The organism is Mesorhizobium sp. Root552 (genome assembly GCF_001427285.1).
In the GTDB taxonomy this organism is placed as follows: Bacteria; Pseudomonadota; Alphaproteobacteria; order Rhizobiales; family Rhizobiaceae; genus Mesorhizobium.
The window spans coordinates 116,099-136,689 of record NZ_LMFV01000008.1 but is presented as its reverse complement, the minus strand read 5'-3'; the positions used below and the strand labels follow the sequence as shown (position 1 = coordinate 136,689).

18 protein-coding genes and 1 tRNA gene are annotated in these 20,591 nt (G+C 60.5%); 6 read left to right on the top strand and 13 right to left on the bottom strand.

Translation table 11 applies throughout. The features are described from left to right. Positions 1-3 precede the first annotated feature (3 nt). On the bottom strand, positions 4-1,572 hold the full coding sequence (gene nikA / locus ASD50_RS05185) for a nickel ABC transporter substrate-binding protein (protein ID WP_056236969.1): 1,569 nt from the start codon (positions 1,570-1,572) through the stop codon (positions 4-6). Between the two features lie 358 nt (positions 1,573-1,930). Here nikA and nikR point away from each other — a divergent pair, with 358 nt between their 5' ends. Both nikR and ASD50_RS05175 read left to right on the top strand, forming a co-directional pair. Continuing rightward, positions 1,931-2,392 carry a nickel-responsive transcriptional regulator NikR gene (nikR, locus tag ASD50_RS05180; RefSeq protein ID WP_056237034.1) on the top strand — a complete coding sequence of 154 codons (462 nt, stop codon included), beginning with the start codon at positions 1,931-1,933 and terminating at the stop codon, positions 2,390-2,392. Between the two features lie 294 nt (positions 2,393-2,686). Next, positions 2,687-3,760 (top strand): LysR family transcriptional regulator, encoded by a 1,074-nt coding sequence (locus ASD50_RS05175; protein ID WP_056236966.1) that lies wholly within the window; start codon positions 2,687-2,689, stop codon positions 3,758-3,760. 78 nt (positions 3,761-3,838) lie between these two features. Here ASD50_RS05175 and fdhF read toward each other — a convergent pair whose 3' ends face one another. The 4 genes from fdhF to glp form a co-directional block, all read right to left on the bottom strand. Continuing rightward, entirely contained in the window at positions 3,839-6,634 is a 2,796-nt protein-coding gene (fdhF, locus tag ASD50_RS05170; protein WP_056236963.1) for a formate dehydrogenase subunit alpha, read from the bottom strand. A 1-nt stretch (position 6,635) separates the two neighbouring features. Next, positions 6,636-8,309: an NAD(P)H-dependent oxidoreductase subunit E gene (locus tag ASD50_RS05165; RefSeq protein ID WP_056236961.1), complete on the bottom strand. Its 1,674-nt coding sequence runs from the start codon at positions 8,307-8,309 to the stop codon at positions 6,636-6,638. Positions 8,310-8,470: 161 nt separating this feature from the next. Then, complete coding sequence (locus tag ASD50_RS05160; protein WP_056236958.1) at positions 8,471-8,722, bottom strand: sulfurtransferase TusA family protein; 252 nt, start codon at positions 8,720-8,722, stop codon at positions 8,471-8,473. 229 nt (positions 8,723-8,951) lie between these two features. Continuing rightward, a complete protein-coding gene (glp, locus tag ASD50_RS05155) occupies positions 8,952-10,208 on the bottom strand; it encodes a gephyrin-like molybdotransferase Glp (RefSeq protein WP_056236955.1) in 1,257 nt (418 codons plus the stop codon). Between the two features lie 146 nt (positions 10,209-10,354). Here glp and fdhD point away from each other — a divergent pair, with 146 nt between their 5' ends. Together fdhD and mobA are read left to right on the top strand one after the other, a co-directional pair. Beyond that, positions 10,355-11,248, top strand: a complete 894-nt coding sequence (gene fdhD / locus ASD50_RS05150; protein ID WP_056236953.1) for a formate dehydrogenase accessory sulfurtransferase FdhD — start codon at positions 10,355-10,357, stop codon at positions 11,246-11,248. Then, the gene (gene mobA, locus ASD50_RS05145; protein WP_056236951.1) at positions 11,238-11,867 is read left to right on the top strand and encodes a molybdenum cofactor guanylyltransferase MobA; all 630 of its coding nucleotides are present in this window, start codon (positions 11,238-11,240) and stop codon (positions 11,865-11,867) included. The genes fdhD and mobA overlap by 11 nt, the downstream gene beginning before the upstream one ends. Here the strand turns inward: mobA and ASD50_RS05140 are convergent, their stop codons facing one another. From ASD50_RS05140 to ASD50_RS05120, 5 genes are all read right to left on the bottom strand, one after another. Continuing rightward, positions 11,868-13,826 carry a molybdopterin biosynthesis protein gene (locus ASD50_RS05140; protein ID WP_056236949.1) on the bottom strand — a complete coding sequence of 653 codons (1,959 nt, stop codon included), beginning with the start codon at positions 13,824-13,826 and terminating at the stop codon, positions 11,868-11,870. A 14-nt stretch (positions 13,827-13,840) separates the two neighbouring features. Continuing rightward, positions 13,841-14,965 carry a molybdopterin-binding protein gene (locus tag ASD50_RS05135; protein ID WP_056237032.1) on the bottom strand — a complete coding sequence of 375 codons (1,125 nt, stop codon included), beginning with the start codon at positions 14,963-14,965 and terminating at the stop codon, positions 13,841-13,843. A 96-nt stretch (positions 14,966-15,061) separates the two neighbouring features. Continuing rightward, positions 15,062-15,895, bottom strand: coding sequence for a substrate-binding domain-containing protein (locus ASD50_RS05130; RefSeq protein WP_056236947.1), 834 nt, complete (start codon positions 15,893-15,895; stop codon positions 15,062-15,064). Between the two features lie 19 nt (positions 15,896-15,914). Next, positions 15,915-16,637 carry a phosphate ABC transporter ATP-binding protein gene (locus tag ASD50_RS05125; RefSeq protein WP_056236945.1) on the bottom strand — a complete coding sequence of 241 codons (723 nt, stop codon included), beginning with the start codon at positions 16,635-16,637 and terminating at the stop codon, positions 15,915-15,917. Between the two features lies 1 nt (position 16,638). After that, positions 16,639-17,331, bottom strand: coding sequence for an ABC transporter permease (locus ASD50_RS05120; protein WP_056236944.1), 693 nt, complete (start codon positions 17,329-17,331; stop codon positions 16,639-16,641). An 86-nt stretch (positions 17,332-17,417) separates the two neighbouring features. Between ASD50_RS05120 and ASD50_RS05115 the strand changes: the two genes are divergently transcribed. After that, positions 17,418-18,302, top strand: coding sequence for a helix-turn-helix transcriptional regulator (locus tag ASD50_RS05115; RefSeq protein ID WP_056237031.1), 885 nt, complete (start codon positions 17,418-17,420; stop codon positions 18,300-18,302). A 123-nt stretch (positions 18,303-18,425) separates the two neighbouring features. Here ASD50_RS05115 and ASD50_RS05110 read toward each other — a convergent pair. Further along, positions 18,426-18,501: transfer RNA gene (locus ASD50_RS05110), tRNA-Ile, on the bottom strand. A 129-nt stretch (positions 18,502-18,630) separates the two neighbouring features. Here ASD50_RS05110 and ASD50_RS05105 point away from each other — a divergent pair. Beyond that, on the top strand, positions 18,631-19,341 hold the full coding sequence (locus ASD50_RS05105) for an SIMPL domain-containing protein (RefSeq protein ID WP_056237029.1): 711 nt from the start codon (positions 18,631-18,633) through the stop codon (positions 19,339-19,341). A 75-nt stretch (positions 19,342-19,416) separates the two neighbouring features. Here ASD50_RS05105 and ASD50_RS05100 read toward each other — a convergent pair whose 3' ends face one another. Together ASD50_RS05100 and ASD50_RS05095 are read right to left on the bottom strand one after the other, a co-directional pair. Next, a complete protein-coding gene (locus ASD50_RS05100) occupies positions 19,417-19,773 on the bottom strand; it encodes a hypothetical protein (RefSeq protein ID WP_056236941.1) in 357 nt (118 codons plus the stop codon). Between the two features lie 204 nt (positions 19,774-19,977). After that, complete coding sequence (locus tag ASD50_RS05095; RefSeq protein WP_056236939.1) at positions 19,978-20,424, bottom strand: YcgN family cysteine cluster protein; 447 nt, start codon at positions 20,422-20,424, stop codon at positions 19,978-19,980. Positions 20,425-20,591 lie beyond the last annotated feature (167 nt).

The following is a 20,591-nucleotide window of genomic DNA, read 5'->3' as shown; positions in this document are numbered from 1 at the left end:
TGGCTACATCCCCTTAGGATGGATTTTCTCGAAAGGAATTTCGCTGGACATGGCTCCGAACGGAATTGGACCAAGCTCAGGCCGTGCGACGGCGATCGCGGTCACATAGGTAAGCGGCAGGTAGACCGCCTCGTCGTGCAGCCGCGTCATGATCTGCCGATAGATGTCCTGCCTCTGCCTTTCGTCGGTCGAGACCAGCACCTTGCCGATCATCGCATCGATCTCGGCTTTGTCGTGCAAGCCTAGCTGCGCCTGGTAATCTGCATGGGACGGAACCCGCATCGAACTTACAAACGCGTGGGGATCGTAGGGAGCGCCCCAGGTGCGGTTGAAGATCATCCCGAAACGCCCGTCATTCTGTCGAGCGTCGATGCTGCTTTCTTCCTCGCCGATGAGAGTGACTTCGATGCCCATTTTTGCAAGGTCGGCCTGCACGATCTCGGCCATCGATTTCGACACGGCGTCGGTCCCGACATAACACAACTCAATCGACAGGCGCACGCCGTCACGGCTGCGCACGGCAGCCCCCGGTTCCAGTTTCCAACCAGCCTTGTCCAGCAATTCGGCTGCAAACGTCGGATCATAGGTGTAGGGCTTCAGGCCGATATTGGCATAGGGCACGTTTGGCGCAAACAAGGTGTCCGCGCGCTTTTCAGTTCCGTAAAGAACCGTGGCAATCATAGTGTCCTTGTCGACCGCATGGTTTATCGCCTGGCGAACGGCAAGGTCCTCGGTCGGCCCATGATTGGTGTTCAGGGCCAACGCATTCGTCTCCATCGGGTTGGACAACTCCGCCGTAAGCGTGCCCATTGCCTTGAAACGATGGAACGTATCGGGAGATATCTGCCCGCCAACGCCGTAGATCAGGTCGATTTCTCCGGTCTCGAAGGCGATGGCGCGGGTGTTGGGGTCTGGAATGACCTTGACCTCGACTTCATCGTAAGCTGGCTTGTCTCCCCAATAATTCCCGTTCTGGGCAAAGACATCCTTTTCGCCCAGGCGCGTTTCAATCAGTTTCCAGGGCCCGGTACCGACAGGCGCGGCAATGCCGTCCTTGGTTCCTCCATTCTCGAACTGCGAGGGCGCCACGAAACGGAAGGGCCGGGCAAGCGAAAGTTCCTGCAATAGCGGATAGTACGGGTCCTTGAGCGTCAGCCGCACATGCAGGTCGTCCACCGCCTCCGCCGAAACGATCTGGTTTGCAAGTTCGAGCCAGTCATGCTGGGCGCGATTGGCCAGCACGGCATTTACGTTGGCAACGACTGCCTCTGCATCGAAGGGGTCGCCATTGGAGAATTTGACGTTGGGGCGCAACGCAAACGTATAGATACGGCCGTCGTCCGAAGCCTCCCATGATGCAGCCAGCCACGGAACGACCGTCCCGTCGGCCTGATACTTGACCAACGGTTCGTAAACCATCGCCTGGGCGAACATCTGGTTCGGGCCGTATAGATGCGGGTTCAGCGGCCCAACATTCGAAGGCCATGAAAACTTGAGTGTCTCGGCAAATGCGCCATTGATGGTGAGGCAGGCTACAGCGGTCGCCGCCCAGATATGTCGGGATATCCGCATTCCACTTCCTCCCAAAAGTCAGAAACGCAACCCAATCCATAGTATGATTTTTTACACAAATGATCATACCCAAAACGGGTAGGTTCGGGGACAAAACATTGACACCATGTCAAAGCCACGCTTGCTTCAGCGCCTGCCGACCCGACGATAGGGACCATCGATCTGTTCACCCAGTGCGAACAACAACCGCCGTTTGAAACCCGGCTTGTCGACAAAGATCGGAGACAAGAACTCAAACCGGTTTGATACCGGCCCCGGAATATTGCATCCAAGGGACTTGAACTGAACGCATCGAACGCCTTCACTTGGGCGAACGCCGTTGTTGGGTGGTCAGCTCGGTCACGTTCTGGAGGAATATGTGCAGCGCATCACCATAACCCTTGACGACGATCTGGTGGCCGAGCTTGACGAGATCATTCGGACAAGAGGCTACCAGAACCGCTCGGAGGCTATCCGCGACCTGACCCGCTCGGGCTTGAAGGAAGCGATACTGGATGCATCCGGTGCCGAGGATTGCGTTGCCGCAGTCGTCTATGTTTTCGACCATTCCGCACGCGACCTGTCGAAGCGGCTCGTAGGGACTTTCCACGACAACCACCAGCTTGTCCTGTCGACTCTCCACGTTCATCTCGATCACGACCACTGCATGGAAGCCACTGTCCTGAAGGGGAAGTCCGCCCAGGTCCAGGCAGTTGCAAACCAGATCATCGCGGAACGAGGCGTCCGCCATGGCCGCTTGATCATGATCCCCGCGGAACTTGAGGCCGAGACACATGACCACGACGGCGAAGGCCGCCACTCCCACATCAGGATCAAGTGAACGGGAGCCACTACCCTTCGTGCCTAGGTCAGCACCAATGGGATCAGGAACCGCAGGCCGCAGACCCGTACCGCCACTACCGCCCAGCAGAGCGCGCAACATGACCAACGGCGGCATCGACTTCGCCTTTGGCACGCCCCTCCTGAAAATGGACCGCGCTGAGCCAGTGCGGCTCAGACTCATCGAAACCGATTCTGGTAAGGTTGCCGCAACGAATTATAGCGGTGACCGTAGTTGATGGGTGCTTTCGATCGGTGCGCGGATCGTCTAAACTAAAGGGGTGGATGTAATTCTATGCAAATCAGGCACCTCTTCTTCTTTGTAACTTTGGCGCAGGAAAAGCATTTCGGCCGCGCTGCAAGGGCTTGCGGCGTCACGCAGCCTACGCTGTCCTCGGCGATCCAGAAACTCGAGAAAGACCTTGACGTTCAACTGATAGAGCGCGGGCAATCTTTCCGGGGGCTTACCGGTGACGGCGAAAAGGTTCTCGCCTGGGGAAAGCAGGTATTGGATAACTACGACCGGTTGAGAGCCGACCTCCGCGAGCCTGCAGGCGAAAGTGCCACAACCGCCGAGCGTGCAAGGGTCGAGGGACGGTCGCCGGTTCATTCGAGGCAGTCCGCAATCCATATCTATGCGGCAGGCAGCCTAAGCAATGTCATGTCCGCAGTTGCCTCGTCCTTTTCTGAAATGACTGGAATACCCGTCTCGATGCAACATGGGCCTATCGGACCTTTGAGAGAGCGCATCGAGACCGGCGAAAGGCCGGATCTCTTCTTGTCCGCCGATGTCGCCAACTCTTCGCGACTTGCCGAGTTGGGATTGGCGAGGCCTCCCATCATCTTTGCCCGCAACACGATGTGTGCGCTGGTTCGGCGCGACGCGAACATCAATCAGGGCAACCTGATCGACAGGATCTTGAACCCGGATATCCATATCGGGGCAGTGATGCCGGCCAAAGGGCTCTCGGGCGACTATACGTGGGACATCTTTCGCAGGGTCGAGCGATTCAAGCCCGGTGCGTTCGCTGTCCTCGATTCCAAGACCCGCAAGTTCAACGGCAGCCCGCTGACGCTGGCAGTGCAAATATCGCGCGACTCGATAACCCGATCGATAAATGACGGCACCATCGACGCATGCTTCGGCTATGTGACCGGAATGAGAAAACGAGCGGGCCGCCTCGAGAACGTGGAGTTGATCGAACTTCCTGCCTCGATCGATGTCGTTCCCGAATACACGATGGCGCCGCTTGTAGGGTGCCGGCCGGCGGCGCTGTCTTTCGCCCTCTTTGTCTTGTCGCCCTCAAGCCAGGCGATTTTCAGAAGATTCGGCTTCACGCCGATAACGGCGCCGGCGGCAAGCGCCTGAAAAGCCCCCTCCTGAAAGCAAGTGCCCGGTGCGTCCCCGCACCGGGCACTGCCGATCAGATAAAACTCTTGTTTCCGCTTACTCGGCAGCCTCGATGTGCCGCCGTTCCAATGGCGCAACGCGTGCCGCGCAGTATTTGAACTCCGGAATCTTGCCGTAAGGGTCAAGCATCGGGTTGGTGAGTTTGTTGGCCGGGCTTTCGTTGAAGCAGAACGGCATGAACACCATACCATCGGCGACTTCCCGGTCGGCGCGCAGGATCGCTTCCACCGTGCCGCGACGCGTTTCCACGGAAATGACGTCGCCGATGCCTAGCCCCTGCCGTTCGATTTCGTAGGGGTTCATGGCAGCAATGCCATAAGGCTCGATCGCGTTCAGCACGCCGGCGCGCCGGGTCATGGCTCCCGTATGCCAATGCTCGAGCATGCGCCCGGTGGTCAACACCAGCGGATACTCTCCGTCCGGCACTTCGGCAGGCGGCAAAAGATCCGCCGGTACGATGCGGCCGCGGCCGTCGGAGGTAGGAAATCCGGAAGTGAAGACGACCTCGTTGCCGGGAACATCGGGACCGTCGGCCGGATAGATGACCGATTCCTCACGCTCGATGCGGTCCCACGAGATGTGATTCAAGGACGGCATGACCTGCGCCATCTCGGTGTAGACATCCGAAACATGCTTGTAGTTCCAGTCGACGCCCATGCGTTTGGCAAGATCGATGATAAGATCGAGGTCCTGGCGAGCCTCGCCTGGCGGATCGAGCGCGGGACGGCCAATCTGCACTTGACGGTTGGTGTTGGTGAAGGTGCCGAGTTTCTCCGCGTGGGCCGAGGCGGGCAGCACCACATCTGCATGCCAAGCCGTCTCGGTCAGGAAGATGTCCTGCACCACCAGGTGTTCGAGTTTGGCAAGCGCGGCGCGCGCATGAATCTGGTCGGGGTCCGACATGGCCGGATTCTCGCCCATGATGTACATGGCCTTGATCTCATCGGCATGGATGGCGTCGATGATCTCGACCACGGTGAGACCCCGCTTGGGGTCGAGCGTCTGGCCCCAGAAATTCTCGTACTGGCCCCGGATATCGACATTTTCCACCGACTTGTAGTCCGGATAATACATCGGGATCAGGCCGGCGTCGGAAGCGCCCTGAACGTTGTTCTGGCCACGCAGCGGATGCAGGCCTGTGCCGGGACGCCCGACATGGCCCGTAATCAGCGCCAGTGCGATGAGGCAGCGCGAATTGTCGGTACCGTGGGTGTGCTGGGAAAGACCCATGCCCCAGAAGATCATGGAGCGCTCGGACTTGGCGTAGGTGCGCGCCACCTCGCGCAGCACAGAAGCCTCGATGCCGCACACTTCCGACATTGCTTCCGGCGAAAAATCCTTGACCTTCTTCTTCAGCGCTTCGAAGCCGGTAACATTCGCCTGAATATACTGCTCGTCATACAGCTTTTCTTCCACGATGACGTGCAACAGCGCATTCAGCATGGCCACGTCGCTGCCCGGCTTGAACTGCAGCGAATGGGTGGCGTGGCGCATCAGGTCCTGGCGGCGCGGATCCATGATGATCAGCTTGAGCCCCTTCTTGACCGCCTGCTTGAAATAGGTGGCGGCAACGGGGTGGTTCGTCGTCGGACGCGAGCCGATGATGATGACGCATTCGGCCTTCATGGCATCCATGAACGGCGCTGACACCGCGCCCGAGCCGACGCCCTCCATAAGGGCCGCAACCGAGGACGCATGGCAAAGCCTGGTGCAGTGATCGACATTGTTGGTGCCGAATGCCTGACGCACGAACTTCTGGAAAAGATAGGCTTCCTCATTGGAGCCCTTTGCCGAGCCGAAGCCGGCCAGTGCCTGGCCGCCGTTTTCCTTGAGGACTTTCTTCAGGCCACTCGCTGCGCGCTCAAGGGCTTCTTCCCAAGTCGCCTCGCGGAACACGGTCAGCGGATCGACGTTGCGCATATCCGCATCGCCTGCTTTCGGCGCATCGTCGCGACGGATCAACGGCTTGGTCAACCGCTCCGGCGACATCGCATAGTCGAAGCCAAAGCGGCCCTTGACGCAAAGCCGGTTTTCGTTGGCCGGGCCGTTGCGACCGTCGACCTGGACGATCTTGTTGTCCTTGACCGCCACCTTGGTTTGGCAGCCGACGCCGCAGAAAGGGCAGACGGTGTCGACTACCTTGTCGAAATCCTGGACCGCACGCGTCTTGTAGGTTTTGTCCATCAGCGACTTTTCGTAGAGCGCACCGGTCGGGCACGCCTGCACGCATTCGCCACAGCTCACGCAAGTGGAAAGCCCCATCGGGTCATGCATGTCGAAGACCGGGACGGTGTGGCCGCCGCGGTCCGCCATTCCGATCACGTCGTTGACCTGAACTTCGCGGCAGGCCCGCACGCAAGCGCCGCAGGCGATGCAGGCGTCCAGATTGACGGCGATAGCCGGATTGGAAATGTCGAATTCTGCCGCATGGGCGGCATCAAACTTCGAGCCAAAACGCTCGCTGCCGGAAATGCCCATCGACGACGCCCATTGCCAGAACGCCGACTGGTTATCGGGGCCCTTTTCGGCAGGGCGCATATTGCTGGCCAAAAGTTCGAACACCATCTGGCGCGATTTCTCGGCCCGTTCGGTGTCGGTCTTCACCACCATTCCGGACGCAGGCTTACGGATGCAGGAGGCTGCAAGTACGCGCTCGCCCTCGATATCGACCATGCAGGCGCGGCAATTGCCGTCGGCACGGTAGCCGGGCAGATCGACATGGCACAGATGAGGGATATCGGTGCCGACGCGCTTGGCTACGTCCCAGATGGTCTCGCCTTCCGCCGCGACGACCTTCTTGCCATCAAGAGTAAATTCTACCTGGCCCGTCATCTCAGATATCCTCGCGGAAATGCGTCAGCAAATGGTTGACCGGATTGGGTGCGGCTTGACCCAAGCCACATATGGAGGAATCGCGCATCACGGTCTCCAGATCGCGCAAACCCGTTTCATCGAGAGAGCCTTGCTTCTGTAACAGGGAAACCATCTTACCAGTTCCCTCGCGGCATGGCGTGCATTGACCGCAACTCTCATGCTTGAAGAATTTCAGCAGGTTCACCGTCACGCCCTTGATGTTGTCCTTGTCCGAGAACACCACCACCGCATGGGAGCCGACAAACGCGCCCTGCTTGGCAAGCTCGCCGCCGAAATCGAGCGGAATATCACCCATTGAGGCCGGCAGGATGCCGCCTGAGGCGCCGCCTGGCAAATAGGCCTTGAAGGCATGACCGTCGAGCATGCCACCGCAATAGTCCTCAATCAGCTCGCGGACCGTGATGCCAGCCGGAGCTAGCTTGACGCCGGGGTTCTTGACCCGGCCGGAAACGGACCAGGAGCGCGCGCCCGGATGGCCCGGCCTGCCCTGCGCAGCAAACCATTCCGCGCCATTTTCCACGATGTCGCGGATCCACCAAAGCGTCTCGACATTGTGGTTCAGCGTCGGCCGGCCAAAAAGACCAACCTCGGCGATGTAGGGTGGACGGTGACGCGGCAGGCCGCGCTTGCCCTCGATCGATTCCAGCATCGCGCTTTCTTCGCCGCAGATATAGGCGCCCGCACCACGCCGAAGCTCGATGAAGCCCGGCTTGGCGATGCCAGCCGCTTCCAGGGCGGCGATCTCCTTGCGCAAGATGTGCAGGACGGCCGGATATTCGTCGCGCATATAGAAATAGATGCGCTCGGCGCTCACCGCATGCGCCGCGATCAATGCCCCTTCGAGGGTCCGGTGGGGGTCGCGCTCGAGGTAGATGCGGTCCTTGAAGGTGCCCGGCTCGCCTTCATCGCCGTTGATCGACATCAGCCGCGGAGCGGCATAGGAGCGCACGAATTCCCATTTCTTGCCGGCAGGAAAACCGGCGCCGCCAAGGCCGCGTAGGCCTGCCCCCTGCATCGTGGCCATCAGTTCTTCGACGGTGACCGCGCCGCCGCGCACTTTCTCCAGAAGCCGGTAACCGCCGCCGACCCGGTATTCGGCAAGGGCGGTGTACTTCGGCACGACAACTTCCGTATCGCCGGTTTTGACCAGCTTCAGCAGACTTTCCACGGTCGCATTGTCGACCTCATGGTCGCCGACGCGAGCAACCGGCGCGCCTGCACAACGGCCCATGCAAGGAGCCCGCACGACACGAACCGCGGCAGGATCGACTCCGGAAGCAATGCCTGCAACCAGGCTTTCCGCGCCAGCCAGCATGCAACTAACCGAATCGCACACCCTTATTGTCAACGGCGCCGGCGGAACGTCACCTTCCTTGACCACATCGAAATGGTCGTAGAACGACGCCACTTCATAGACTTCTGTTTGCGACAGGCGCATTTCTTCGGCCAGGGCACGCAGGTGGCGCGCGGACAAATGCCCATACGCGTCCTGGATCAAGTGAAGGAATTCTATCAGCAGGTCCCTGCGTCGTTCCCGCGAACCCAGAAGCGCCCTGACTTCGTCAAGCGCTGTATCATCCAGCCCCCGACCTTTCGGGCCACGATCGCGGCGGCGGCGATCTTGAATTGTCATGCGTTCTCCCCTTGGCGGTACTTCCGATGCGGCGTGCCAAGCGCGGCGGCCGGATTTTGACTATAAGGCAACAGATATTCCCCAGGATACATTATTTTTATGGTTTTTCAAATTCTGCCTAAATATGCAGTCGAACGACAAGCGCCTTACCAACCCTGCCATCATCGCGCCAGACTGCCCGGCTCGTCCACTCGCCTTTCGATCAAGAAAATGATCCGGTTTCCGTCCCGCTCGGTGCTCTCGATGCGGTCCCCGGTTTCGCTGACAAGGTTGGGAATGTCGATGATTGCCAACGGGTCCGTACAGTGAACTTCCAATCGATCGCCCTGGTTGACGGCATTCAAAGCCTTACGGGTCTTCAAAGCCGGGAGTGGGCATTTCAACCCGGTGAGATCAAGCTTCGTCGTCATCATGATGGGAAAGTATTCTTTATCGCGGTCGAGGCAAGCACAAAGACCCGCTTCATAAAAATGTTAAATACTTGAGGAAATGCGGAAGGATTTAGCGCCATGCTTAATCGTGGGTTCAGGGTAGCGCTCCGAACCACAAGAAGGGGCAGGAAAAAGATCGAGGACGGCGCGATTCATTTCACAATGAGACGGCGGCTTGATACCAATTCGACCAAGTTTTTGCAGTCAATACCTAAAGCAAGCTTGAATATGGAAGGAATGCAACCATCTGCCCTGGTTCGACGCGGACAGTTTTCTCTCCAAGCTCTACCAACCCATCGGTTTCGACCAGCGAAGACAACAAGCCTGCGCCCTCGCGGGGAAACTTTACTGCCTCGACAGCACCATCTTCAGCACTTCTCAGGCTGGCGCGCACATATTCCCGCCGGCCTTCCTTCTTTCGGTACGAAAAAGCAGCGCGCAGCGGAATCGTGACAGGCGGCTTTGTTCGAGTTCCCGAGAGGGCGAATATTGCGTTGCGCGCCACATGGGCAAAGGTGACGAAACTTGCCACAGGGTTACCCGGCAATCCCAAAAAGGGGGTGCCCTCTATTACCCCCATCGCAACCGGACGGCCCGGCTTGATTGCAATGCGCCAGAATACCAACGTGCCGACCCTTTCGACGGCGGTCTTCACATAGTCGGCATCACCAGTTGAAACCCCGCCCGAGGTTATGACGAGATCCTGCTCGGCGGCAGCACGCTTAAGGACCGAAGCGATGGATTCCACCTCATCGTGCAGGATTCCGTAGTCTGCGACTTCACATCCAAGGCGCTTCAGCATCGTCATCAGCATGAAGCGATTGGAATCAAAAAGCTGCGCCGGGCCGCGCTTGGTGCCGGGGGCGACGATTTCATTGCCGGTCGAGAAGATGGCTACGCGAATGCGGCGGCGGACCTCTACCCCGGTAAAGCCAAGGGCCGCCATGAGTGCGACATCCTGGGGCCTTATGCGGTGCCCTGCATGCAGGACAACCTGCCCGGCGGCAATATCTTCGCCGGCAGGTCGCGTATTGGCTCCGCGCTTCAGGCCTGGTGGCAAGATGACCTGATTTTCACCATCCAAACTTACGTCTTCCTGCATGAAAACCGTATCTGCGCCGTCGGGCATGGGAGCGCCCGTGAAAATGCGCACGGCCTCCTGAGGGGCCACGGCGGTCGATGTGGTGGCGCCGGCCTGAATTCGTCCGGTCACAAGAAATCTCTCCGCCGAACCGGTTGGCAGGTCGACGCCGCGCACCGCATAGCCATCGACGGCAGAGTTGGTGAACGGCGGCAGCGGCAGCGGAGCGGTCAGGTCCCCGGCCAGGATGCGTCCGTCGGCTTCTACGAGCGGGACCGTTTCGCAACCTTCGACGACGCCAAGCCGAGTAGCCAGCAATCGAGCGGCCTCGTCTATCGGTAATAGCGGCCCGTCAAAGGCAAAACAGTCATCCGAAAGTTGCGCCATCGTCCAATCTATACCTTTCAAGGAGTTCTCGGACCGTCGGGGTCGCGACCTATCATCAAACATGGCTGACGTGCGAGCCATTTCATGTAAACGTGACGGTGAAATCGCGTTTGCAAGATCTGCAAATCGACCGCTAACGGAACAACATGCAATATCGACAAGATCGACCGCAGATTCCCGTCATCATGCCCGACCCGAGCAATCCGCGCCTTACCGAGCGGGTGAAGGGGATCGACCAAACCGGCATGCCCGTAGAGGCGACCGTACCTGTGGAACGCGCGTTGACGCTTTATCTCAACGCTCAGGAGATCGTCACCATGATGACGATCAACGATTATCCAGACTATCTGGCACTCGGCTATCTGCTCAACCAGAATATGCTGAAGCCGGACGATGTCGTGACTGACGTCGAATATGATGACGATCTGCAGGTGGTTGTCGTGCGTACCGAGCGCAACACCAATTACGAGCAGAAGCTGAAGAAGCGGACGCTGACGTCCGGCTGCGCGCAAGGTACCGCCTTCGGCGACCTGATGGAGGCGGTCGAGGGAATAGAATTGCCCGGAGCCGAACTGCGGACTTCCTGGCTTTACCAGATGACACGCACCATCAACACAGTCCCCTCTCTCTACCTGGAGGCCGGGGCTATCCACGGTTGCGTCTTGTGCAAGCAGGGCGAGCCGATATGCTACATGGAAGATGTCGGCCGCCACAATGCCGTCGACAAGCTAGCGGGCTGGATATACCGCCATGGTGTCGATACGGCCGATAAGATCCTTTACACCACCGGGCGCCTCACCTCCGAAATGACGATAAAGACGGTGCGCATGGGTATTCCGATACTCGTTTCGCGATCGGGGTTCACCTCCTGGGGCGTCATGCTGGCCCGGCAGACCGGCTTGACGCTGGTCGGGCGGGCGCGTGGCAAGCGGTTCACCGCGCTATCCGGCGAAGAGCGGATTATTTTCGACCAGGACGCCTCGAGCGTCGAAGACGAACCTTCACGACATTCGCGCAAGGGCGCCGAACATGACGACTGACCTCTCACCGACACTGGGCGTTATTCTCGCGGGCGGATTGGCGCGCCGCATGGGCGGAGGCGACAAGCCGATGCGCGAGATTGGCGGGCGCACCATACTTGATCACGTCATCGAGCGGTTTTCACCGCAATGCGACCGGCTGATCCTGAACGCGAATGGCGATCCGAGCCGTTTTTCCGCCTTCGGCTTTCCCGTCGTGGCCGACACGGTCGCGGACTATCCCGGGCCACTGGCCGGCGTCCTTGCCGCGCTGGACTGGGCGGCGGAAAACCAGCCGGATATTCAATGGGTAGCCAGCGCCGCCGGTGATTGCCCTTTCCTGCCTCGAAATCTGGTCAAATGCTTCCATGAAACTCGACTGAAGGAAGACACTCAACTCGTCGTTGCAGCCTCGGGAGGCCGGTCGCATCCGGTGATCGGCCTGTGGAGCGTGGCCTTGCGCAACGACCTGCGCCGCGCCTTGGTCGAGGAAGGCATGCGCAAGATCGACCGGTGGACAGCCCGCTACCGGCTCGCGACCGTCGCTTGGCCGGCAGAACCCGTCGATCCGTTCTTCAACGCCAACACAGTTGAGGATTTGTCCGAAGCCGAACGGCTGGAGAAACTTGCTAACAGCTGATCAGGCAGGGCGGAAACCGGCTTGCTCAAGTGCTGTGCGGCTGGAAGGTGATTGCAGTGCAGCAAGAAACGCTTGCACCGGCGCACGCGCCTTGCGGCTCGAGCTGAGCGCGAAATCGTAGTGCTCTTCCATCAGCGGGATGAAACCAAGACCGGCAGCCTTGGCGACGGTCGAAATGGTTACCCCCCAATCCGCCCGGTTCTGGATCACCGCGGCGGCAACGGCGTTGTGCGAGCGCGGCTGGTTCCAGTAGCCATCGGGCCTTGCCTGCCCAAGCAACTTGTCGATGAGGATGCGGGTGCCTGCTCCCTGGTTGCGATTGACCATCATGCAGGCGCCATCGGCCAACACGGCGGCAACTGCTTCCTCGACCGACTTGCCTTCAAAACGCCGGTCCTCCGCGCGATAGACGAAGCCTTGCATACGTCGCCAGCCCGGCACCAGTTCCAGACCCTCGCTCAAGAACGGCCGGTTGTAAGTCTGGGTCTTGTCATCGAAAAGATGGATCGGCGCGAGGTCGCATTCGCCCCGGCGCACCGCCGCCAGCCCACCGAGGCTACCAACAGCAAGCGAGCGAGCCACAAGGCCGTCCCGCGCCAGTGGCGACAGTACGATATCGAGCCCCGTGCAGTGGCTGCCGATGATCACGAGGTCCGGCACGCGCACATGCGGCGTAAAGAGCGTGACTTCTGCCGCTGTTTTGGCGGGCAGATGATCCGCAAGCGCGTCGATGCGCACGAACCCATCGGCTTGAGCAAAGGACGTGACAGCACCTGAACCCTTGCCGGTCGGATAGGCGACAAGCCCGTTCTCGCCTTCCACCAGGGACACCATGACGAACTCGGTGCGGCCCAGTTCCGATCCGATGCGAAGTGGAATTTCCGCCGACACCTTGGCCTCGGCCCTCGGCGGCAACCCGGCCAAGCGGCGTAGCACCGGCACGATGATATCGTGAAACGTGAACATCGCCGAAGTGGGGAACCCGGGCAGGATGACCACAGGCTTCCCATTGCAAACGGCAAGGCAAAGGGGTTTTCCGGGTTTTAGCGCCACACCATGTGCGATGATTCCGGGTTGTCCCAGCCGGCTGATGATACGGTGGCTGAGATCCCCGGCGCCCTTGGATGTGCCGCCGGACAAGACCAGCATATCGGAGGCGTCGAGCGCATCCCTCATCGCGCGCTCGAGCAGTTCCTCGTCATCGGCAATCGCACCTTTGAACACGGCCTCCCCGCCGTTTTCGGCAATCGCCGCACTGACGACCGGACCATTTGCGTCGTAGACGGCGGCTGGCCGCAACGGAGATCCCGGCTGAACCAGTTCGTCGCCGGTAGAAAGCACTACGACAACTGGCTTTCGCGCAACACAGACGCGGCCGATGCCGCAGGTGGCCAGCATGCCGATTTCGCGAGAGCCAATCTGCGTTCCCGCGCGCAGCAGGATTTCACCACGCGCAATGTCCGATCCAGCGTAGGACACGAACTGGCCAGGGGAGGCGCTGCGGTACACCTCGATTGCGTCGGCTCCCGCCGGCTGGGTGTGCTCGACCATGACAACCGCATCCGCTCCGCGCGGCAACGGCCCACCCGTCGCGATGACGGTTGCCCTGCCCGGCTCCACGGTTTGCGCGGGCGCCACGCCGCAGGCGATGATTTCATCGTTCAATGCCAGGCGCACCGCCGCGCCCTCCGAGGCGGAAACGATATCGGCGGATCGCACGGCGAAGCCGTCGACGCCCGAGCGATCGAACGGCGGCGCATCAAGCGGCGCCACGACATCACGCGCCAATGCCAGGCCAAGCGCGTCGTCCAGTGCTCTTTCTTCCTCGATGAGCCCACGTGGAAACAATGCCGCATCAAAGCGGGCGATTGCCTCCTCGCGCGACAGGATCGTCAGGAACTGGTCCTGGCCAATCCCTTGTGGCTGCGACGATATCGTTGATGCAGAAGACTTCACCATCGGCGTCTACTAGCTCACGCATACCGCAATAGAAAGCCTTGGACGGGCGCTTCAGCGGGATACCCTTCACTGTCGCCGGCGATGATTGCAAAAGCGTCGGCAAGGCGCAGGTGATCCAGCAAAAGGTTGCCGGCAGCGAGCGGCAGCCAGGCGGAATGCTGGCGCTGAAGCAGAACGATCTCGGCCATGCCAACCGTCGATGAAACCTTGCGCGCTAGCGGCAACTCGATCCCTACCCTCTCCGAGCGCCCGGCCAGACGGTCAAGGACCGGTCTAGCCAGTGCATGATAGGTAGCGAATGCCTGATCGGGCGCACCGGGCAGCGCGACCGCACGCAGGTTGCCTACCCTCCCCGCCGCAGCGGTCGAGCCGGGCCGCAGCGCCAAGCCGTTGGCAATCAGGGTGCCGCACATGCTCAGCGCCTCGGCGGTCGCATCGGAATGCCCGAAGCCGGTGCCCCCGACCGTCACGATGAAATCGCAATCAAGTCCGTCGAGGACATTGGCGATCGAACTGGCGTCCCGTGCAGCCGTTTGCCTCAAGATCGCCGCGCCATCATTTTCCAACAACTCGGCGATCCATTGCGTCGTCAGGGAATTGCCATCGGACGCCGCCACATCAAGCAGGACAACACGCGGCGTCCGCACGGAAACGGTTTCACGTCCAGCAGCGCGTGCTACCAGAAGGTCGGTGCTTTCCAGGCGGCGGCCCGCGACCACGACAGGCCGACCTGCCGCAACATCTTCGCCGGCGCGACGGATGCCTTCGCCGGGGATAGCATCGGAAAAGGCTTGTGCGAGCGGACCCTCACAATCGACGAGATCGCCCTTGAGGACACAGTCGCAACCCTCGGGAAGCACGGTGCCGGCCTCGACCCATTGAGGGGTCTCCAGCAAGGGAAACGGCGAATAGGACGAGGCGCCGGAGAGGTCGAGTGAGCGCAGGGCCCAGCCGTCGATCACTGCCCTGTTGCGTTCGGGCAGCGCCGTCGCCAGATCGGCTGTTTCGGCGGCGACGCGCCCTCTAGCTTGGTCTAGCGGTACAAAAACAGGGGCGACCGGGACCAGTCCATCGAGCAGTTCGGCAAGCACCGCTTCAACACTGGTCAGCGCGCCGTTCGAAGGCTGCGTTTTGCTCATGCCCCATGAATGGCCGGGCGCGACCGCGATTTCAACCACCAAAACAGAACGAGGCGGGATATCTCCCGCCTCGACATGAAAAACGCTGCGATGGATTCAGGACGGATCGCGGGCTGCGTTAGGGAAAAACAGTTGCTGGCCGTCGATCTTGTATTCCGAGATCGCCTTTTGGCCGTCCTCGGAAACGAGATAATCGATGAAGCTCTGGCCAAGGTCGGCTTTAACCGTCGAGAACTTTTCCGGATTGACCAACATGACGCCGTACTGGTTGAACAGGCGCTTGTCGCCTTCCACCACGACTTCGAGATCGCCGCGATTCTTGAAGGACAGCCACGTTCCACGATCGGAAAGCACATAGGCATTCATGGCGCCAGCCGTGTTCAGGGCCGCCCCCATGCCTTGGCCGATATCGCGGTACCATTCGCCCTTGGCCGCATCGATATCGATGCCCGCTTCCTTCCAAAGCTTGAGCTCGGCGCTATGGGTTCCCGACTTGTCGCCGCGCGAGACGAACGGCGCCTGCTTGGCGCGTATGGCCTCGAAGGCGGCAGTGATATCCTTGGTACCCTTGACACCAGCCGGATCGCTCTTCGGTCCGATCAGCACGAAATCGTTGTACATCACATCGTAACGCTTGACGCCGAAACCCTCGCTCAGGAACTTTTCTTCCTGAGCCTTGGCGTGAACGAACACGACGTCGGCGTCGCCCCGCCGCGCCGTATCGAGCGCTTGGCCGGTTCCCTGCGCGATCACCTTCACGTCTATGCCGGTCTTGGTCTTGAACAGCGGCAGAAGATAATCGAACAGGCCCGAATCCTGGGTCGATGTGGTTGAGGCCACCACAATCGATTTGTCCTGCGCGACAGCGGTGGCGCTGCCCGCGAACAGCAATGCCAGGGCGGCAAAGGCGGAAAAAAGACGACGGTTCATCAATGGAAACTCCTATGTGCTAGATGACGAGGTCGCCGCGTACAAACGCTGCGGCCTCGCGGGTTGAAGGACGATCGAAGAAGTCGGTAGCGGCAGCGCGCTCGCATAAACGTCCACGGACGAGAAAGGCCACCTCTCCTGCCAACCGGCGCACCTGGCCCAGGTCATGCGATGCCATGACGATCTTGATGCCAGACTGCGCAGCCATGGTTATGATGTCCTCGACCGCGCGGGTGGCGGCGGGATCAAGGCTGGCTGTCGGCTCGTCAAGCAGCAGAAGTTCCGGCTCGCGGGCCAGTGCGCGCGCCAGCGCGACACGCTGCTGCTCGCCGCCCGAAAGCCGCCTGGCGGGGCGGCCTGCAAGCTCGAGCAGGCCGACACGGGAAAGGACTTGCTCCATGCGGGCAAGGCGCTGCTTGCGAGACAGCCCGGCCTTCGCAAGGCCGTAAGTGATGTTGTCGGCAACCGAGCGGCGCAGCATCACCGGCCGCTGGAACAGCATGGCCAACCGCCCGGGACGAAGAGCATCGCGCCCGCCCCAGGTGATCCTGCCCGTCGTCGGCACGGACAACCCCATGCACAATCGCAGCAGCGTGGTCTTGCCCGACCCGTTTGGCCCGATCACCATTGTCGGCTGGCCCGGCGCAATCGACAGGTTCACATCGTCGAGGATAACCGTCGAACCGGCTTGCACCGAGACGCCTTCGAACTGCACGGGAAGATCGCTTGACATGCCGCGCATCTCAGCCAGCCCGCTGTTCCGACCAGACACGAATGCCCCAGGCAGCGGCGTTGATCGCCACGATGAGCGCAATCAAAATGATGCCCAGCCCCATGGCCAGCGGCAGGTTGCCCTTGGACGTCTCCAGCGCGATCGTCGTCGTCATGGTGCGGGTGAAGCCATCGATATTGCCGCCGACGATCATGACCGTGCCGACTTCGGCAGCTGCGCGGCCGAAAGCGGCCAGGAGCGCGGTCAGCAGGCTGAAACGGCTGTCCCACAGGAGCGTCGACATGCGGCCAACCGGACCCACATTCATGGCCGTCAATTCATCCCGGTACTCGTGCCACAGATCTTCGATGGTCTGGCGCGACAGCGAAGCAATGATCGGCACAACCAGCAGGGCCTGGGCGATCACCATGGCAAGAGGCGTGAACAGTATGCCAAATACGCCAAGCGGCCCGGACCGCGACAACAGAAGGAAGACGGTCAGGCCAACCACTACCGGCGGCAGGCCCATGAAGCCGTTGAGAAGCACGATCAACGCGGTGCGGGCGCGAAACCGGGTGAGCGCAAGGACAGCCCCGAGAGGCAACCCAATCAGCACCGCAATTGCCACTGCCGAAAGGCTGACAGCCAGCGACAGGCGCACGATCGCGTAAAGCGTCGCATCGCCGCTCACTATCATCTCCCAGGCGCCCAGACTGCCAGACATGCTCTCCTCCGGCAGCGTTTGTCTGCAATCATTCCCTCTCTGTCAAACGATTGAATAAAACCTAAAATATGCATATCGGTGCAGGTATGGATCTACTCACCACGTCTGAAGCAGCCGACTATTTGCGCCTGGGCGAACGCAAGGTCTATGAGCTGGTCGCCGCCAACGAAATCCCGTGCAGCAAAGTCACTGGGAAATGGCTGTTCCCGCGCCATGAGCTCGACCGGTGGGTTCTTTCCGAGCTGATTCAACCGACGGGGATGATTCCCACCAGCCCGCCGCCAATCGTCGGCGGCAGTCAGGACGATCTTCTTGAATGGTGCCTGCGCCGATCGGGGTCCGGCCTGGCCTCGCTGACCGAAGGTAGCGAAAACGGCATGTCGCGCCTGCTTCGCGGAGAAGTCGCCGCTGCCGCAATTCATTTTCATTCAGTTCGAGAGACCGGGGAGCCTGCCAACTTCACAGCGGTAAGGGAACAGCCGCTGCTTCACGATGTCGTTGTTGTCGCCTTTGCCCGGCGCGAGCAAGGTCTTCTGCTACCGCCCGGCAACCCGAAGGGCCTGAAAAGTATCAGCGATGTCCTGAGCCGCGACGTCAAGCTGGCCACGCGTCAGAAGGGCGCAGGAGCGCAGATGTTGCTGGAGGCCTTGCTGGAACGGGCGGGGTCGAGCCTGTCGGATTTGAACTGCCTCGAACAGCCTTGCCTGACAGGACCGGACCTTGCAGGCGCCATACGAGCGGGTGCAGCCGATTGTGGCGTTGCGACCCGTGCCGCCGCCCGTACGCACGATCTCGATTTCGTTCCTATCCTATGGGAGGAATTCGACTTGGTGATGCGCCAGCGCACTTATTTCCAACCCTTCATGCAGGCCTTGTTTCGTTTCATGGCGAAGGATGACCTAGGACTGCATGCCGCCGAGCTTACCGGTTACGATGTGAGTGAAGCTGGAACGATCCGCTTGTTTACATGACGAAGCGCTTATTTTGCTGCCGGGGAATAGTCCATTCGCTCCAGCAGGAAATCGACATATCGCTTAAGCTGTCGCGCCAGCCTTGCCGCGCTATTTCGGTGGCTTCGTCAAGCGGCGGGGTGATGGTGGGCCCGGAGGGACTCGAACCCCCAACCAAGCGGTTATGAGCCGCCGGCTCTAACCATTGAGCTACAGGCCCCACGCAGGCTGCTTAGTGTTTTTCTCGGCCCGGCACAAGGCTCTGCCGGTACTCTGGTGTGGGCTGCCCAAATCAGTCCATATTCGCACAATATGCCCGCCGAAAGGGACGCACCTCATGGAGCATTTTATGACCAGATCGTTTTTTCCTTTGGCGCTGGCGGCGGCAATGACATTGCCAGCAGTAGCCCGCGCAGCCGACGTTCCGCCACCGCCGCGCATCATCGTCAGCGGCGAAGGTGAGGCCACCGCAGCCCCTGACCTTGCCATGCTCACGCTTTCCGTCATGCGCGAAGCCAAGACCGCGCGCGCGGCCCTCGATGCCAACAATGACGCCATGGCAGCCGTCATCGCTGCGATGAAATCCGCCGGCATCGCCGATCGCGACCTCCAGACGGCAGGCATCCAGATCAACCCGCGCTACAACTATACCAACGATCCCGACGGCACCCAGAAGGCCGAGTTGGTCGCCTACCAGGTCACCAACACGCTTTCGGTACGGGTGCGCGACATCGACAAGACCGGGGAGATCCTGGACAAGGCGGTGACCCTCGGCGTCAACGAAGGCGGTGGCATTTCCTTCACCAATGCCGATCCGTCGACCGTCATCACCCAGGCCCGCAAGAAGGCGGTATCCGACGCCATGGCCAAGGCCAAGACCTTGGCCGAAGCCGCCGGAGTCTCGGTCGGCAAGGTGGTCGAGATCAGCGAACAGAGCTACGCGCCTCAGCCCATGCCGATGAGCGCCAAGTCCTTCGATTCGGCAAGGGCGGCGGTTCCCATCCAGGCTGGCGAAAATTCTTACCGTGTCCAGGTAAACGTCACTTTCGAGATCAAGTAACGGGCGTTTGAACGAAAAGCCCCGGAAGCGCTCGCTTCCGGGGCTTTCTTTTGAGCGTCTCAAACCAGCCCGCGATCAGCGGTAGATGATGGGGCAGCCGCGCTCGTTGGCAAACACCACGATCTGGCGGTGATGAAACTTGCGGCCCGCCACTTTCACCGTGCGATGGCCGGCATCAATGATGCGGGCACGGCGGAGGCCCATGCGCTCTGCCTTGTCCAGCGCACGCTGCGGCGAGCAACCGCGGCGCCAGTCGCGGCGGTCATGGCGCCAATCGTGACGGCCGTAGCGCTCGCCGACATGGAGGCCGACGCCGGAGCCGCCACCGAAATTGAGGTAAAGGCCGTCCGCCTGTGCAGCGGCGGGAATGGCGGCGATGCCGCCGAGGCCGATAAGAGCGGAAAGCACTGCGGTCTTGATCATCTTGAGCATTGTCGTTCTCCTGCTGCGGTTCATTTGGCTTGGCTTTTCCAGTCGCTCGCCAATCCATGCCGCAACACTAGAATTTCGATGCTGAACCGAACGGGAACCGCGCATTCATGTGCGGTTCATTTGCAAATCACCGCCCAAAGGTGGCGGCCACCACGCCGCAGGCCATCGATTGTTTTTAGATTTCAGGGAAAGCGCGCGACGCGCCTATGGCTCTTCGTCGAGCACATAGTCGAAATAGTCTTCCGGCTCGGCCAGGTCGTTCTCGCTCGCCCGCACACGCCCGTGAACGGAAATGCCGGCTTCGTGCACCGTCTGCGCGCTACCTGAAACCAGCCTGTGCCACCAGTAAAGATCATGTCCTTCCGCAACCAGCCGATAGGCGCAGGTACCGGGCAGCCAGCTGATCGTGCGCACATTCTCAGGCGTGAGGCCGACGCAGTCCGGCACCTTGGCCAGCCGGTTGGCGTAGTCGGAACAGCGGCAGGTGCCGGCGTCGAACAGCCGGCAGGCAACGCTTGTCCAGTAGATTTCGCCGGTGTCTTCGTCCTCCAGCTTGGAAAGGCAGCATTTGCCGCAGCCGTCGCACAACGATTCCCATTCGTGCGGGCTCATCTCTTCCAGCGTTTTGGTCTTCCAGAACGGCGCATCCATCAGGCTGCATGTGGCTTGCGCGGGGCTCAAGGTCAAGCAAGAGTGGGAAAAGACACGATCTTGCCATTGTTCTGACGGCCATTCGCCTTGCATCTGGTCTATCGCGCTAATGTTGGAACCAAATGCGGGACGGCAAGTTTCGGCAGCGATGGGACTTTACAAGGAGA